Below are 15,117 nucleotides of genomic sequence, written 5' to 3'. Positions count from 1 at the left end.
TCATTAGAACACATGTTCCCATCCCGGCAGGAGGCTCTCGTGTCCCCAACCCTGGTTCGCCGATTAGCCGCTTACTGCGGCGCCGCCGGCCTGATCGCCGGCCTGCTCACCGTCACGACCCCCGCCGCCTCGGCGGCCGGCACCACCACCGACCTCGGGGTCACCGACTCCTACACCGCCGACCTGGCCGTCGGCGGCGGCCGGGTGTTCGTCCCCGTCGGCGACCGCATCATCGTGGCCGGCACTGACGGAAACCTCACCGGCGGCGTCGTCACCGGCCTGCCCGGCGTCCAGGAGCTGGCCGTGAACGCGGACGGCACCCGTCTGTACGCGGCTCTCACCGGCTCGAACGAGGTCGCCGAGATCGACACCGCGAGCCTCGCCGTCACCCGCCGGATCGACCTGTCGGCCCACCCGTGCCCGTCCACCCTGGCGTTGCTGGGCGAGCGGTTGTGGGTGGGGCACGGATGCGACAACGGCCCCGGCGGCGTCGTCGGCCTGGATCTCAGCGCGAGCGCCCCGGCGCCCGTGGCGGTTGGGGGCGAGCACCTGCGGCCTCCCGTGCTCGCGGCCGCCGGCGACACGCTCGTGGTCGGCCAGACCGCCCTGCACCACGCCGACATGCTGGTCTACGACCTCGGCGACGGCGCCCCCACGCTGCGCGGCACGATCGATGGCGCGAAGTGGCGCATCGACTCCCTGCGCGACCTCACCCTGAGCTCCGACGGCGGCACCCTGTTCAGCGCGGCCGACACTCCCGGTCACTTCACCAGGTACGACACCAGGACCCTGGCGGCGACCGGCACCTACGGCGACGGCTGGGACGGGTACCCGTCCGCCGTGGCGCTCGGCTCGGACGGCGCGTACGTCGCGGCCGGACGCCAGTGGGGCAGCACCGACCTCACCCTCTACGACGCCGCGACGGGCGCGGAGCTTTTCGCGGCCGACCAGCCGGACGCCGAACTGCTCCCGGACGGCGTCGCGTTCTCCGGCACGGACGTCTTCGCGCTGCTGCGCAGTTCAACGGACCGGCTGCTGCTGTGGCGGGTGACGGGCGTCGCGCTACCGGCCACCAAGCTCACGATGACGGCCCCCGCGGACGCGTACGCAGGCTCGCCGATCACCGTCGAGGGGCGGCTCACCCGCGCCGACGGCGAGGCGCTCGGGCTCAAGCCACTCACGGTGATCCAGTACCTGCCTGGCTGGACGAAACTGCCGATCGCTGGCGTGACGACGCGGCAGGACGGCACGTTCACCTTCCAGGACACGCCCGTCTTCGAACTGCCGCCGTACATCGGCGAGGTGATCTACTGGGTGTTCTGGGACGGCGACGACAGCCACCGCCGCAGCAGCGCCTCCGTCACCGTGACGGTCAAGCGCGAAGCCGCGCTCACCCTGACAGGGCCGCAGTCCGGCGTCGCCGGCACGGCCGTGGAGCTGAGCGGCGTCCTGACCTCGGGCGGCAGGCCGCCCTCTCCGGGGTCCACGCTCACCGTGCAGCGCACCCTGTACATCAAGGGCACCAGCGGTAGGACAGTGAAGCTCCCGCCGGTGAGGGTGAACGCCGACGGCACATACACGTTCACCGACACGCCCGTCAACGCCGGCAGGTACAGCTACCTCGCGAGCTATGCGGGGGACGGCGGGACCGGACCGGCCCAGGCCACCCATCAGATCATCGTCCAGTGACCCGATGACCGGTGCCCGGCCGCCGGGCCGGGCACCTCGGCAGGGATCCGGTGGTGACGCCGGCCACGTCACCCCGGACGGCCGGGTGTCACGCACCGGCGTGCCCACCCGGATCGTCACGATCGAGCCGCCGCGCCCGTCGTGAGTCAGGTGGCGGGGTGGAAGGGCAGGCCGATGTTCTCGCCCTGCATGAGCCGGTCGATCGACTCCTGCATCACCTTGCTGTCGTTGAGGTGCGGGAACGGCTCACCCTCCGGGACATCCACGCCCAGGAACGCGCACAGCGGCTCCCAGCCCTCGCGCACGTCGAACACCAGCAGCCGCTCGGGCGGCACGCTCGCCTTCACCGTGGCGACGTGCCGCTCGAACGCCAGCAGGCTGTCCTTCTCGTCGAGCGGCACGCCGAAGGGCTTGTCGCTGCCGAGCCCTTCCCTGATCATGCGTTCGAGCAGCGGACGGGTGGTGTTCATGTTCTCCACCAGCCCGGTCATCTCGGGCGCCAGGTTCTCGCTCTGCAGGCGGGCCGGGCCGTTGGCGATGAGCGTCTGCATGCTCGCGATCCAGGTGTGCGGGTCGCGTACGGTGAGGACCACCTTGGCCTGCGGGTATGCCTGCGCCAGCTCGCGCCAGAAGAACGCGGCCGGCCAGTCGACCGAGGAGCGGAAGCCCTCTAAGACGTGTTCCCAGTCGGGCACCACGGCCGGGTCTGCCAGGGGCGCCCAGCGCCGGGCGCGGTCGGGGTCGGACCCCACGTCGAACATGTGATGGCAGGGCCCGAACCCCAGCCTCTCCAGCGCCGCCTTCATCGAGCTCGTGCCGGTGCGCGGGAAGCCCGCGCCGATCACAGTCAGCATGGTCGTTCCTCCATGGGGGATGTCGGTCGCACACGATCATGGTGGTGTGATCATGGTCACGGCAATGCCCTGAGGAGAAGTCAGCTCGCGGGTAGCTCCACGGTGAGCGTCAGGGGGGCGTCGCAAGACCCACCGCCACGCCGTTGTGAGCATCGCAGCCGCCCGGCCAAGTTGTCAGTGGCCTGTGCGACCGTGTGCCGCATGGGCGAGCTGGTCGAGCGGGTGGATGAACAGGACCGCGTGCTGGAAGTCGTGGAGCGCGCGGAGGCGGTGCGCCGGCGGTGGATGCATCGGATCGCGACGACGATCTGCCGCGATCCGACGGGGCGGATCCTCGTGCTGCGCCGAGCCGAGGGGCATGTCCGCTTCCCCGGCCACTATGACGTGATGGTCGGCGGTGCCGTGGGGTTAGGCGAATCCTATGAGGACGCGGCGGCCCGCGAACTGGTCGAGGAACTGGGCACCGGCGTCCCGGTCCGCTTCCTGTTCAAGTTCCTGTGCCGGGACGGGATCGGCCCTGTCTGGTTCGGGGTGCACGAAGCTTTGATCACCGAGCCGTTGACCCCGGACCCGTCCGAGATCGCCTGGCATGCCTGGCTCACCGAGCTCGACCTGCGGGAGGTGGTCGAGCGAGGGCCCTTCGTCCCAGGCGGGCGAGAAGCCCTGCGCCGCTGTCTCGGCCACTCACCTCGGTGACGAACAGCCCCTCCCCAGCTGATGCTTCCCTGCCCCGTAGGTGATCCGTCACAGGGTGCCGGGGAAGCCCGGGAGCACGAGGTGGAAGAAGCCTTGGGCGGTGTAGGTGGCGAGTTTTCTGGCCTGGCCGGTCTCGACGTTCACCGCGTAGGCCGTGAAGGGAACGTACGGCGGGTCGAGGCTCGGCGCGGGCGCGTCATCGTCGCGCTCGTGGCAGACCAGGGGCTTGGCCAGGGCCGTGATCTCGTGCGGGCCGGTCCAGCCGCGCAGGTGGACCTGGTTGGCTGTCATGGACAGGCCCCGCACGGGGACCTTCCGGAGCACCTTGCCGGTTTTCCGGTCCAGATGCACGAGGTCGGCGCCGCTTCTCAGGCATCCGGCGATGCCCGCCTGCACACTCTCCACCGCGACGACGCTGTTCCCGTCGGGCCCGAGCGCGCCGACCAGGTAGCGCCCGGCGACGTCGACGGTTGCCGTGTTGCCCGAAGTGGACGTCTGCCAGAGCCGGGTGATGGTCTGCAGCCGGGTTCGGGGCGCGTACTCCGCCAAGGTGATCGTGTCACCGTCCGGGGACAGGCCGATGGGGTTCCAGCCGTTCGGCAGCGGCCGGGCCATGCGCTCGCGCAGGTCGAACAGCATGGCCGGGTCCTTGAGCGGCGGCCGCTTGGTGAAGGCGAGGAAGCGGCCGTCATCCGACAGCAGGAGGTGCGCGATGCTGCCGAGCCAGGCTGTGGGCACCTTCGTCGGCGCCGTGATCACCGTTCCGGAGGCGAGGTCACGCACCGCGAAGGTGCCGGCCTCGGTGTCGTAGTACGCGATCTTACGGCCGTCCCGGCTGATCGCCAGCGGGCTCTCCCGGAGCCCCGACGTGGAACCGGGTCGGGCCTGCGCCACCCGGTACGTCGTGCCGCCACGGGTGACAACCCGCCAGCCGCCGTCCACACATCCCGCCGGTGCCTTGCCCCTCTCCGGCCGGCAGAACGTCATGAAGGCGTGGCTCAGCGGCCCCACCCCTCGCGCCGGCAGGTCGGTCACTGTCCCGGGCGCGACGGCGGGGTCCGGCCGTGCGGGCTGCAGCCGTACAGCGGACGTCACGCCGAGCGCGGTGGCGACGACCGCAGCGGCCGCGACGAGCGAGGTCGTCCTGCGCCGCCGCCGCTTGCGGATCTCGATCGTCCGCTCGGTCAGGTCTACCTGGGGCGCGTTGCCGGCCACGTCGTCCAGCGCGTCTCGCAGCCAGGTCATCGGTGTGCTCCCTTCAGGTCTTCCATTTCGGCGAACTTCGGCGCCAGCTCCGGCGCGAGCACTCGTAATCGGGCGAGCGCATGATGGGCCTGGTTCTTGACCGTGCCGATCGAGCAGCTCAGCAGCTTGGCGGTCTCGTGTTCGGTGAGGTCCTCGTAGTAGCGCAGCACGATCACCGCCCGCTGCCTGGGCGGTAGTTGCGCGAGCGCTCGCAGCATGACGATCCGGACAACCGTGGAATCCTCGGTGGAATACGGCTGATCCGGCGGCTCGGCTCTCGGCAGCTCGGTCACCCTGGCCAGACGCCGGCGCCAGGAGATGTACTGGTTGACCAGGGCCCTGCGGGCGTACGCCTGCGGATTGGCGACGTCCGCCAGCTTGGGCCAGCGGCGCAGCACCTTCAGCAGCACACTCTGCAGCAGGTCTTCGGCCAGGTGGGCGTCCCCCGTGAGCAGGTAGGCCGTCCGCATCAGCGACTGCTGATGGGCGGCCATGAACTCGCGGAAGCTGTCATTGGGGTCCAAGATGACTCCTCTCGCCCGTACCGACGCCCGTGATCGGCAGATGGTTGGGTCGCTCTCCTTCCTGGATTGACATTGCTAGCTATTTCAGTCATGTTTGAAATAACTAGCAACCAAGCGTGGAGCAACCCATGGAACACGTGACCTTCAACAGCCTCGGCACCCGCTGCGCGGGCGACCTCTACCTGCCCGAGACGAGCGACCCCGTCCCCGGGCTCGTGCTCGGGCACAGCGGGGTGATGGTCAAGGAGGCGCTGGCGTTCTTCGCGCCGTACTTCGTGAAGGCCGGCTTCGCCGTGCTGGCCATCGACTACCGCACGGTCGGCTCCAGCGAGGGCGAGCCGCGGGGCCTGGACTACCCGGAGCGGCAGGTCGAGGACTTCCGCAGTGCCGTGTCCTACCTGCAAACCCGTCCCGAAGTGCAGCCGGAGCGGATCGGGGTGTGGGGGGTGAGCATCGGCGGCTCGGTCGCCACCCAGGCCGCCGTGCTCGATCGGCGCATCAAGTGCGTCGTCGTGCAGAGCCCCAGCGTGTGGAACGGATGGCGGTACATGGAACGCCTCCTCGGCCGTGCCGGCGTCCAGGCGCTGCGCGACCAGCTGCAGCAGGACTGGCAGCGGCGCTACGAAGGCGGGCAGAGCGCGCGCGTGCCGCACCTGACGCTGGAGGGCGACAGCGTGAAGGACACCCCGGACATGTCCACGCGCCTGTTCCCCACCTACCGCAACGAGAAGGCTCTCGACTCGGCCGAGCACCTGCTCACCTTCGCGCCGGAGAACCTCATCCACCGGCTCGCGCCGACGCCGCTGCTGATGATCGCGAACGGCGGCTGGGACCCGTACCACATGCTGGAGGAGGCGCAGAGCGCCTTCGCCAGGGCGGGCGAGCCCAAGCGGCTCGCGGTGCTGCCGTACGACGTGCTCGGCCTCTACACCGGCCCCGGCCTGGAGGAGGCGATGGCGCTCGCGATCGACTGGTTCGACCTCTACCTGCGCAGGACCCGGCTCGCGGACATCACCCCGACACCCACGTACGAGTCGGTGGCCGCCATGACACAGTGAACCGGCACACGATCAACAACGGAGGACGCGACGATGAGCACTGAGGAAACGCAGGACCGGCAGCTCCGCTGGGTGGAGCGGGTGGCCGCCTTCTGCGTCGAGGAGTGGGGGCTGCCGCCCATCACCGGACGCATCCTCGGCTGGCTCATGATCTGCGACCCGGCCGAGCAGTCCGCCGGCCAGATCGCGGACGTCATCCAGGCCAGCCGGGCCTCGCTCACCTCGAACATGCGCTTCCTCACCGCCATCGGCCTGGTCAAGAAGGTGAGAAGGCCCGGCGATCGCGTCTCCTACTACCGCATCGAGGACGACGCCTGGCAGAAGGTCATCCAGCGCAAGCTCGACAGCCTGAGCGCGTTCGGCGAGATCGCCGACGAAGGGCTCGACATCGTGGGCGGCGACGGGCACCGCACCGAGCGCATCAAGGCCGCCCACGACTCCCTGACGTGGCTGCAGAACCTCGCGGCCCGTCATCCGCTACGCCGTTAAGGAATCCCCATGCAACGCTGGCAACCCAAGCTCGGGCTGATCCAGGAAACACTGCTGCTCACCCTTCACGCCCGAGCCCTGGACGCCGGGCAGCCCAGCCCGATCCTCGGCGACACGCTCTCCGCCGACCTGGCCGGCACCATCGACTACGACTTCGGCAAGCTGAAGGTCAAGCCCAACCTCGTCCTCACCACGGCGCTGCGCGCCAAGAAGCTCGACGAGGTCGTACGCGCCTACACCGCCGCTCACCCCGGATGCGTGGTGCTCGACCTGGGCTGCGGCCTGGACACCAGGATGTTCCGCTGTGCTCCCCCGCCCGGCGTCGACTGGTACGACATCGACTTCCCCGAAGTGGTGCACCTGCGGGCCGCATGTCTGCCCGGCCGTTCCCACCTGGTCGGAGCCGACCTCACCAGCTCCGACTGGCTCACCGCCATCCCCGGTGACCGGCCGGCGATGATCGTCGCCGAGGGGCTGCTGCCCTTCATGCCCGGCGACTCCTTCCAGGCGATGACCCGCGCGCTGACCGCCCATTTCCCTTCGGGCGAGCTCGCGCTCAACGGCTACACCCGCTTCGCGGCCTGGGCCATGAAGTACCACCCGACCATCAAGGCACTCGGCATCAAAGCCGCCCAGGGGTTCGACGACCCGCACGAACCGGAGTCCTGGGACGCCGGCCTCAAGCTGGTCGAGGAGCAGATCCTCACCCGCGCACCGGAGGTGGCCCGGTTCCCGCAGCCCCTGCGCGCGCTGACCCGTCTCACCGCCCGCAGCACGGCCTTGTCCCGGCAAGGGGCCCGAATCCTCCGCTACCGATTCTGAGCCGTGCCGCCGAGGGTGCGCTTCTGCGGGTGGAGCGTCTCGCCGCGGGCGAGCATGTCGACGAACTGGGCGATACGGCGGGCCCGGGTCTCGGCGCGTTTGGCGTTCGTGATCCGGTAGAGAATCGCGTAGCGGTTCTGGGAGGTGAGGATGTCGAACATCGCCTGCGCCTGGGGGTTCGCGGCCAACGCGGCGGCCAGGTCGGCCGGCACCTCGATGCCGGCCTGTCCCGCGTAGGCCGCGTCCCAGCGGCCGTCGGCCTTGGCGCGTTCGACCTCGGCCGTTCCGGCCGGATGCATCCGGCCCTCGCTGATCAGCCGGGTGACGAGGGAGACGTTCCGCGCCGACCAGGCGCTCTGCCTTCCGCGAGGGGTGAAGCGCCGGAAGAAGGTGAGCTCGTCCCGCCGTCGTAGCTGACCGTCGATCCAGCCGTGGCACAGGGCCTCGTCGAGCGCCTGGTCATAGGTCAGGCTGGTGGGCCGGGTCGTGTTCTGCTTGGCCAGGACCAGCCACACCCCTGCCGAGCTGTCGTGGTGCGTGCTGAGCCACTCCCGCCAGGCTCGGGCGTCGGTAACGGTCAGTTCGGGTAGTTCGTCGCTCATCGTCATGCGCCCCTGATGATCATCTTGTCTTGCCGCCGGTCTGTTCCGCCGGTGACGTTACGGTATGACCCGGTTCCCACCAACCGGACGGCAGTGACGCACGATCAGCGGAACTCAGCGCGGCAAGGCGCCCACGCGCTTGACCGTACGGATCACCGGCGCGGTCTCCAGCTCACGCACGCCGTGCAGCGGCGCCACCCGTTCGGTGAGGTAGCGGTAGAGGTCGGCCGTGTCACGGCAGGTCACCCCGGCCATGAGGTTGGTGGGGCCGGTGGTGGCCGCCACCACGTCGGCCTCGGGGTGGGCGGCCATGGCTTCGCCGACCGCGACCAGGGCCGACGGCTCGACCTTCATCCACAACCAGGCCTCGGCGTGGTAGCCCAGGGCCCGCGGGGAGATTTCGACGTCGAACCTGAGCATGTCACTGGATCGCAGTTCGCCGAGGCGACGCCGTACGGTCGTGGGCGACCACCCGCTGGCCGCCGCCAGTTCGCCGATCCCGGCCCGCCCGTCCTGGGCCAGCACGCGCACCAGGGCGTGGTCCTGGGCGCTCAGCGCCACCTCCTTCTCGTACGGCAGCGCGGGCCGGATCCGCTCGGCCTGCTCGTCCGTGAGCACCGCGACCCGGCTCCGCCACCCGGCGAACAGGTGCAGGGTCGCGTGCGCGGACATGGCCACGATGCGCGGGGTCCGCGGCAGCTTCTTCAGCAGCAGGGCGTCCCCGTCCTGGTCGTCGCCCGCCTGGACGCCGCAGGCGATCTCGGTGCCGCCGGACAGCAGGCGGACCCAGGCGGTGTCGTCCCGCCGGGCGATGGCCTCGGCCACCCGGCCCGCCGCGTCGGGCGTGCACACCAGGCGCACCGACCAGGAGGTACGTCCGAGGCGCCCGCCGTTGAGCCAGCCTGCCACGCGCAGGACGCCGTGCGCGCGCAGCCTCCGGTAGCGGCGGGCGACGGTGTGCTCGGAGACGTCGAGCGCGTCGGCGATCGTACGGAAGGAGGCGCGGCCGTCGATCTGGAGCGCGTGCACGAGAGCGTGGTCCAGTGCGTCCAGAGCGCTAGTTATCGCCATGTTTCACCAGTAAACGCGATTTATCGCCACAAGGTGGGGCGTGAAGTGCGTGACCGCCGCGGCGAAGGGATTCTTTGCCGCATGAGCACTTACCTGGTCTTCGGCGCGACCGGCAACGTCGGCAGAAGGGTGGCCGAGCGGCTGGCCTGGAGCGGCGCCGCCGTACGGGCCACGAGCCGCACCCCAGAGGCCGCGAAGCTGCCCCAGGGCGTCGAGGTGATCACTCCCGCCCTGGACGCGCCCGGCGCTCTCGACGGCGTCGACGCCGCGTTCCTCATGTGGCCCTTCCACTCGGCCGAGCCCGCCCGCCCCATCGTCGAGGCGCTCCAGCGCCGCGTCCGCCGCGTCGTCTTCATGACCGGCGGCGGCGTACTGCCCGGAGTTCCACCAGAGAAGCAGCCCAGCCCGGTCGCCCGCTGGCACGCCACCGTGGAGCAGCTGATCGAGCGGTCCGGCATGGAGTGGACGGTGCTGAGCCCGAGCACCTTCATGGCCAACGCCCTGTGGTGGAGCGCGCAGATCAGGGCGGGCGACCGCGTCTGCGGGGCCTTCGGCTCGCTGGCGACGACGCCGATCCACGAGGACGACATCGCGGCGGTGGCCGTACACGCGCTGACCGAACCCGGGCACGAAGGACACCGCCACACCCTCACCGGCCCCGAGGCGCTGACCCAGGCCGAGCAGGTACGGCTGATCGGCGAGGCCATCGGCCGCCCGCTGCGCTGGCAGGAGCTCACGCCGGAGCAGGAGCGCGCCCGGCTGTCGGCCGATCCCGGCTTCCCCGACGACTTCGTCGACGAGCTGCTCGACGGCTACGCAAAGATGGCCGCCGCCCCGCCTCCGGAGGTCACCTCCACGGTGCCCGACATCACAGGAGCACCCGCCGCGACGCTGTCGGCGTGGGCCGCCGAGCACGCCGCCGACTTCGGCGGAGACCCGCGATGAAGGTGATCGTGGCCGGCGCCGGCCTCGGCGGGCTGGCCCTCGCCAACGGACTGCGCGGGGCCGGCATCGACGTGTCCGTCCACGAGCGCGACCGGTCGCCGCTCGTCCGCCGCCAGGGCTACCGCCTGCACCTCAGCGACGTCGGCATCGACGCCCTGACCAGCGTGCTGACACCGGAACGGCGCGCGGCCCTCCTCTCCACCGCCCACACGCCCGCGCCCCGCTTCGTCCGCTTCGATCCCACGCTCAAGGAGTCCGACGTCGTCGAACACGGCGGACGCCACCTGTCGGTCGACCGGCGCACGCTCCGCGACGCCCTGCTGGCCGACGTGGCGGAGACGATCACGTACGGCAGCCGGCTGACCGGCTTCCAGCTCGCGGCCGACCACGTGACGGCGCGCTTCGACGACGGCACCACGGTCGCCGGTGACGTCCTGGTCGGCGCCGACGGCATCAACTCGGCGGTCCGCCGCCAGTACCTGCCGCACGCCCGCATCGCCGGCACCGGCCTCGTCCAGCTCTACGGCAAGATCCCGGCCGGGCTGGCCGAGGGCATGGACAACGTGTTCACCGCGATCACCGGTCCGGGCCACCGCACGGTGGGCGTCGGGCGCACCCGCGACTACGCCACCTGCTCCTTCGGCGCCCGCGTCGAAGACCTCCCATCCGGCCTGGACGTGATGACGCAGGATCAGCTCAGGTCCCTCGTCATGGACATGACGGACGGCTGGCACCCCCTCGTCCGGCGGATGATCGCCGAGTGGCACGAGGTCTTCCCGCTGGAGCTGCGCACCAGCGTCCCGGTCCCGCCCTGGCGGACCACCCGCGTCACCCTGCTCGGCGACGCCGCCCACGCCATGAGCCCGGCGGCCGGGGCCGGGGCCAACCTCGCCCTGCGCGACGCGTCGGCGCTCAGCGCGGCACTCGCCCGCGGCGGGCCGCTCATCCCGGCGCTGGGCTCGTACGAGCAGGAGATGATCGACGCCGGGTTCGCCGCGGTCCGCGTCTCCGCCGCCAACGGCGCCCGCTTCCTCGGCCAGGACCCCCTGCCGTCCGGGTAGGGCGTCCCGGGGTTGCGCCGCCCCGGCATCGGGTGTCAGCGTCACCGGCGTCCGGTTGATCGCCTCCCGGACCGTCCGCACTCTGGCGATCCATCGGGAGCCTCGAGAACAGACCAACACCACGGAGAACCTTGATCGATGACCCCGCCACCGGGGTGGATCAGGGTTGAGAGGGCCGACCAGTCCGGTTCGCGTCAGGTTCACACCTGACCAACCCCATCTCCATGTCTACGGCAAGCTCGGCGACCTGTACGGCCGCAAGCGCGTCTTCCTCGTCTCGATCCTGGTCTTCCTGGCCGGCTCGGCCGACTGCGGCCTGCCCCAGACCATGACGCAGCTGATCGCTGGTCCTCGCTGACCTTCGGCGCGGCGTCCCTGACCGGCCCGACCATCGGCGGCCTGCTCACCGACCTGGCAGGCTGGCGGTCGATCTTCCTGGTCAACCTGCCCCTCGGCGCCCCCGCGACATCGCCGCCGTCGCCGCCACCATCTCCGGCCACGACGGCCAGGCCCTCTCGCCCCGGGACCAGGCCGACGTCGTCGGCCGGATCCTCGGCCGGCCGATCAAGCTCGTCGAACGCAGCCAAGCCGAGACCCAGGCGGAATTCGACTGGCTCGGCTGGTCCGGGCCCCGCCTGGAGGCGCTGCTGGAGCTCAAGCGCCAGTCGGCCGCCTGGGACTCGAAGACCTTCGACACCGTCGAAAGGCTCACCGGCACGCCGCCGCTGACCCTCCACGACTGGGTCCACGAGAACATCCACCTCTTCCGGTGACGGAACCGGTTCGCTACCAGGGCACCCGCCGGTTGGCGAGGGCCGCGATCAGCAGCGGCACGACGGCCCAGGCGCCGAGGACGGCGAAGGCGGCCGCGTCCGGCATGATGTCCGGCAGCTGCTCGATGAGCTGGAGCGCCGGATAACCCGGCAGGACGCGGTTGACCACCTCGCCACCCGGCAGCATCCGCCCGGCGAAGGGAACCAGCACCATCAGCACCACGAGCGCCGAGATGGCCACGACGCCGTTGCGGAAGATCGCGCCGAGGGCCAGCCCGAGCATCGTGGTCGTCACGATCATGAGGGTGCCGCCACCGATCACCACCCACGCCGCCGGGGGTGGCAGCGTGGGGTGGAACCCGGCGGCCACCGCGTGTCCGTACAGGTAGCCGGGGATCGCGATGAGCAGCGAGGCGGCGACCGCGACCCCGCCCAGCACGCACGCCTTGGCGAGCAGCACCCGTGAGCGGGACGGCACCGCCACGAAGGTCGTGTGGATCATGACGGAGGTGTACTCGCCGCTGATCGACATCGTGCCGAGCATGCCGAGCGGCAGCTGCGCCAGCACGACTCCCACGTACACGGCCACCACGATCCCCATCGCGGCCCGCTCCCCCGTCTGGCCGGGGTCCCAGCGCGAGATCACGGTGGACGCGCCGAGCGCGGTGAGCGCGAGCGCCGTGAGCACCCCCACACCCAGCGCCCACCAGGTCGAACGCAGCGTACGCAACTTGATCCACTCGGCGGCGACGGCATTCACGGCGCGCTCCCCTCGATGACCTCCATGAACGTGTCCTCCAGCGACCTCCCTGGCCGTACGAACCGTGTGATCTCCGTGTCGGCCAGCAACCGGCCCCGCCCGATGATGATCAGGTGGTCGGCGGTGACCGCCATCTCGTGCATGAGGTGGCTGGAGACCAGCACGGTCCGCCCCTCGGCGGCCAGCGACTTCAGCAGCCCTCGTAGCCACCGGATGCCTTCGGGATCGAGCCCGTTCAGCGGCTCGTCGAGCAGCAGCACCTCGGGATCGCCGAGCAGGGCGGCGGCCAGGCCCAGCCGCTGCTTCATGCCGAGCGAGAAGCCGCCCACCCGCTTGCGCCCAGCGTCGCCCAGCCCGACCAGCTCCAGCAGCCCGGCGATGCGCGTACGGGAGATCCCGTTGGTCCTGGCCAGCCACCTCAGGTGCTGCTCGGCACGCCGTCCGCCCTGCACGGCGGTCGCGTCGAGCAACGCGCCGACGTGGGTGAGGGGCCGGTTCAACGTCCGGTACGGCACACCGTTCACGGTCGCCCGTCCGGAGGTCGGCCGGTCGAGTCCGAGGATGATCCGCAAAGTGGTGGTCTTGCCCGCGCCGTTCGGTCCGAGGAACCCGGTGATCTTTCCGGAGGTGACGGTGAAGGACAGGTCGTCGACGGCGACGCTCTGCCCGAAACGTCTGGTCAACCCGATGACATCGATCATGTCCGTCACGATCCGCCCTGGCGGCCGGCCCGCGCATCGGTCCTGGGACCGATACGCGCCGTCGTACCCGCTGGCTAAGGTCGAGGACGTGCGTGATCAGCCGCGGCTCCCCCTGTTGAGCCGGATCCCGGACTGGGCCTGGGTGTCCCTCGACACCGTGGTGGCCCTGCTGCTGGCAGCCGGCTTCCTCGGGCTCGTCCATACGCGTAATTCCGCGCCGCCCGACGCGCTCGACTTCACGGTGGCGCTGGCCACCAGCCTGCCCGTCGCGGTCAGGCGCCTGTGGCCGCGGCCGGTGTTCGTGATCGTGCTGGCCGGTGGGCTGGGGATGCGGGAGTTCCTCATCCCGCAGGCGGACCCGTTCGGCCTGCCGCTCGTGCTCTACACGCTGGCCACCCGGAGCAGGGCGGTGCCCCCGCTGCTCGTGGCGGTGGCGGTCACGGCGCAGGGGGTGGTCGAGTTCCCGCTGCGTGGCCAGGTCCTCGACCAGCTCGGGCTGGTGCTGGCGATCGTGGTGGCGGCCTGGACCACCGGTACCGCCGTACGGCAGCGCAGGCTCTACACCGAGCAACTGGCCGCCAAGGCCGAGGAGCGGGCCCGCGCCGAGGCGGCCAGGGAGCGTCTGCGCATCGCCCGCGAGCTGCACGACGTCATCGGCCACAGCCTCAGCACGATCGCCGTCCAGGCCGGCGTCGAGCGGCACGTCGGCGACGCCGGGGAGATGAGCCGGGCGCTGGCCTCGATCGAGCGGACCAGCAGGTCGGCGCTGCGCGAGACCAGGCGCCTGCTCGGCGTGCTGCGAGAGGACGGCCCCGCCGACCTGGCCCCCGCTCCTGGGCTCGGCGACCTCGACGATCTCCTGGCCAGGACCAGGGCCGCCGGCCTGGAGGTGGAGTTACGCCTCGACGGCGAGGTCCGGGGCGAGATGGAGCTCACGGTCTACCGGATCGTGCAGGAATCGCTGACCAACGTGCTCAAGCACGCCGGGGCCAGGAAGGCGACCGTGCTCATCGAACGGCGGCAGGAGGAGCTTGTCGTGGAGATCACCGACGACGGCGGGAACGCGCGGGAGCGTCCCCACGGCCACGGGCTGACGGGGCTGCGCGAGCGCGTACGCATGTTCGGCGGCGAGTTCGAGGCAGGCGTCCGCACTGTCAGGGGATTCCGGGTGAGGGCGAGGTTGCCGCTGTGATCAAGGTGCTGGTGGCCGACGACCAGCCGCTCATCAGGGCGAGCTTCCGCCGGCTGATCGACTGTGTGCCGGGATTCCAGGTGTGCGCCGAGGCGGCGACGGGCGCGGAGGCGGTGGCCCTCGCCGCGAGCGATCCGCCCGGCCTGGTGCTGATGGACGTACGGATGCCCGAGATGGACGGCATCGAGGCCACCCGCCGCATCTGCGCCGCCGATCCGCGGGCCCGCGTGCTCGTCGTGACCACCTTCGACCTGGATGAGTACGTCTACGGAGCGCTCCGCGCCGGCGCCGCGGGCTTCCTGCTCAAGGACATCCCGCCGGCCGAGCTGATCAGGGGGGTGCAGGCCGTCGCGTCCGGCGACTCGCTGCTCGGGCCCAGCGCCACGCGGCGGCTGATCGAGCGTCACGTGCGCCCGCCGGCCCGCCGCCTGGACATCACGGAACGCGAGCGAGAGGTGCTGGTCCTGGTGGCGCGCGGCCTGTCCAACGCGGAGATCGCGCAGACCCTGTACGTCACGCTGAGCACGGTCAAGACGCACGTCAGCAGCCTGCTGCTGAAACTCGACGCCCGCACCAGGGTCCACCTGGTCATCGCCGCCTACGAGGCGAACCTCGTCCAGAACCGCTGAGAGAAG

17 protein-coding genes and 1 pseudogene are annotated in these 15,117 nt (G+C 70.9%); 11 read left to right on the top strand and 7 right to left on the bottom strand.

Annotated elements, in window-relative coordinates:
* Positions 1-39: 39 nt before the first annotated feature.
* Positions 40-1,689: a hypothetical protein gene (locus AC27IY_RS33935; protein WP_487180456.1), complete on the top strand. Its 1,650-nt coding sequence runs from the start codon at positions 40-42 to the stop codon at positions 1,687-1,689.
* 4 nt (positions 1,690-1,693) lie between these two features.
* Entirely contained in the window at positions 1,694-1,834 is a 141-nt protein-coding gene (locus tag AC27IY_RS33930; protein ID WP_487180455.1) for a hypothetical protein, read from the top strand.
* Between the two features lies 1 nt (position 1,835).
* Here AC27IY_RS33930 and AC27IY_RS33925 read toward each other — a convergent pair whose 3' ends face one another.
* Entirely contained in the window at positions 1,836-2,543 is a 708-nt protein-coding gene (locus tag AC27IY_RS33925) for a sulfotransferase family protein (protein WP_371248202.1), read from the bottom strand.
* A 201-nt stretch (positions 2,544-2,744) separates the two neighbouring features.
* Here AC27IY_RS33925 and AC27IY_RS33920 point away from each other — a divergent pair, with 201 nt between their 5' ends.
* Positions 2,745-3,239, top strand: a complete 495-nt coding sequence (locus tag AC27IY_RS33920) for an NUDIX hydrolase (protein ID WP_487180454.1) — start codon at positions 2,745-2,747, stop codon at positions 3,237-3,239.
* 48 nt (positions 3,240-3,287) lie between these two features.
* Here AC27IY_RS33920 and AC27IY_RS33915 read toward each other — a convergent pair whose 3' ends face one another.
* Together AC27IY_RS33915 and AC27IY_RS33910 are read right to left on the bottom strand one after the other, a co-directional pair.
* Positions 3,288-4,484 carry a TolB-like translocation protein gene (locus AC27IY_RS33915; RefSeq protein WP_487180453.1) on the bottom strand — a complete coding sequence of 399 codons (1,197 nt, stop codon included), beginning with the start codon at positions 4,482-4,484 and terminating at the stop codon, positions 3,288-3,290.
* The gene (locus AC27IY_RS33910) at positions 4,481-5,008 is read right to left on the bottom strand and encodes a SigE family RNA polymerase sigma factor (protein ID WP_487180452.1); all 528 of its coding nucleotides are present in this window, start codon (positions 5,006-5,008) and stop codon (positions 4,481-4,483) included. Before AC27IY_RS33910 ends, AC27IY_RS33915 begins: the two co-directional genes overlap by 4 nt.
* 128 nt (positions 5,009-5,136) lie before the next feature.
* Here AC27IY_RS33910 and AC27IY_RS33905 point away from each other — a divergent pair, with 128 nt between their 5' ends.
* From AC27IY_RS33905 to AC27IY_RS33895, 3 genes are read left to right on the top strand one after another with little or no spacing between them, the layout of a single operon-like run.
* Positions 5,137-6,066: an alpha/beta hydrolase gene (locus AC27IY_RS33905; protein ID WP_423449445.1), complete on the top strand. Its 930-nt coding sequence runs from the start codon at positions 5,137-5,139 to the stop codon at positions 6,064-6,066.
* A gap of 33 nt (positions 6,067-6,099) precedes the next feature.
* On the top strand, positions 6,100-6,555 hold the full coding sequence (locus AC27IY_RS33900) for a GbsR/MarR family transcriptional regulator (protein ID WP_344207355.1): 456 nt from the start codon (positions 6,100-6,102) through the stop codon (positions 6,553-6,555).
* A gap of 9 nt (positions 6,556-6,564) precedes the next feature.
* Positions 6,565-7,377 carry a class I SAM-dependent methyltransferase gene (locus AC27IY_RS33895; RefSeq protein WP_344207353.1) on the top strand — a complete coding sequence of 271 codons (813 nt, stop codon included), beginning with the start codon at positions 6,565-6,567 and terminating at the stop codon, positions 7,375-7,377.
* Here the strand turns inward: AC27IY_RS33895 and AC27IY_RS33890 are convergent.
* Complete coding sequence (locus AC27IY_RS33890; protein ID WP_487180450.1) at positions 7,365-7,979, bottom strand: YdeI/OmpD-associated family protein; 615 nt, start codon at positions 7,977-7,979, stop codon at positions 7,365-7,367. The genes AC27IY_RS33895 and AC27IY_RS33890 overlap by 13 nt on opposite strands.
* 114 nt (positions 7,980-8,093) lie before the next feature.
* Complete coding sequence (locus AC27IY_RS33885) at positions 8,094-9,050, bottom strand: Lrp/AsnC family transcriptional regulator (protein ID WP_487180449.1); 957 nt, start codon at positions 9,048-9,050, stop codon at positions 8,094-8,096.
* 81 nt (positions 9,051-9,131) lie between these two features.
* On the opposite strand from AC27IY_RS33885, the gene AC27IY_RS33880 reads away from it, so the two are divergent.
* The 3 genes from AC27IY_RS33880 (at position 9,132) to AC27IY_RS33870 (ending at position 11,414) form a co-directional block, all read left to right on the top strand.
* A complete protein-coding gene (locus AC27IY_RS33880) occupies positions 9,132-9,995 on the top strand; it encodes an NAD(P)H-binding protein (protein WP_487180448.1) in 864 nt (287 codons plus the stop codon).
* Positions 9,992-11,056, top strand: coding sequence for an FAD-dependent oxidoreductase (locus AC27IY_RS33875; protein ID WP_487180447.1), 1,065 nt, complete (start codon positions 9,992-9,994; stop codon positions 11,054-11,056). The genes AC27IY_RS33880 and AC27IY_RS33875 overlap by 4 nt, the downstream gene beginning before the upstream one ends.
* A 166-nt stretch (positions 11,057-11,222) precedes the next feature.
* The gene (locus AC27IY_RS33870) at positions 11,223-11,414 is read left to right on the top strand and encodes a hypothetical protein (protein ID WP_423476279.1); all 192 of its coding nucleotides are present in this window, start codon (positions 11,223-11,225) and stop codon (positions 11,412-11,414) included.
* A gap of 428 nt (positions 11,415-11,842) precedes the next feature.
* Here AC27IY_RS33870 and AC27IY_RS33865 read toward each other — a convergent pair whose 3' ends face one another.
* Together AC27IY_RS33865 and AC27IY_RS33860 are read right to left on the bottom strand one after the other, a co-directional pair.
* Positions 11,843-12,589, bottom strand: coding sequence for an ABC transporter permease (locus tag AC27IY_RS33865; RefSeq protein ID WP_487180446.1), 747 nt, complete (start codon positions 12,587-12,589; stop codon positions 11,843-11,845).
* A 68-nt stretch (positions 12,590-12,657) separates the two neighbouring features.
* Positions 12,658-13,290 (bottom strand): annotated as a pseudogene (locus AC27IY_RS33860) (ABC transporter ATP-binding protein); the annotation flags it as partial.
* Positions 13,291-13,378: 88 nt separating this feature from the next.
* Here AC27IY_RS33860 and AC27IY_RS33855 point away from each other — a divergent pair.
* Both AC27IY_RS33855 and AC27IY_RS33850 read left to right on the top strand, forming a co-directional pair.
* Positions 13,379-14,482 (top strand): sensor histidine kinase, encoded by a 1,104-nt coding sequence (locus tag AC27IY_RS33855; protein WP_423476281.1) that lies wholly within the window; start codon positions 13,379-13,381, stop codon positions 14,480-14,482.
* The gene (locus AC27IY_RS33850) at positions 14,479-15,111 is read left to right on the top strand and encodes a response regulator (protein ID WP_487180445.1); all 633 of its coding nucleotides are present in this window, start codon (positions 14,479-14,481) and stop codon (positions 15,109-15,111) included. The genes AC27IY_RS33855 and AC27IY_RS33850 overlap by 4 nt, the downstream gene beginning before the upstream one ends.
* Positions 15,112-15,117 lie beyond the last annotated feature (6 nt).

It is taken from the genome of Nonomuraea sp. B208, assembly GCF_057536035.1.
The sequence above is the reverse complement of the archived record's forward strand: the minus strand, read 5'-3'. Positions and strand labels throughout refer to the sequence as shown.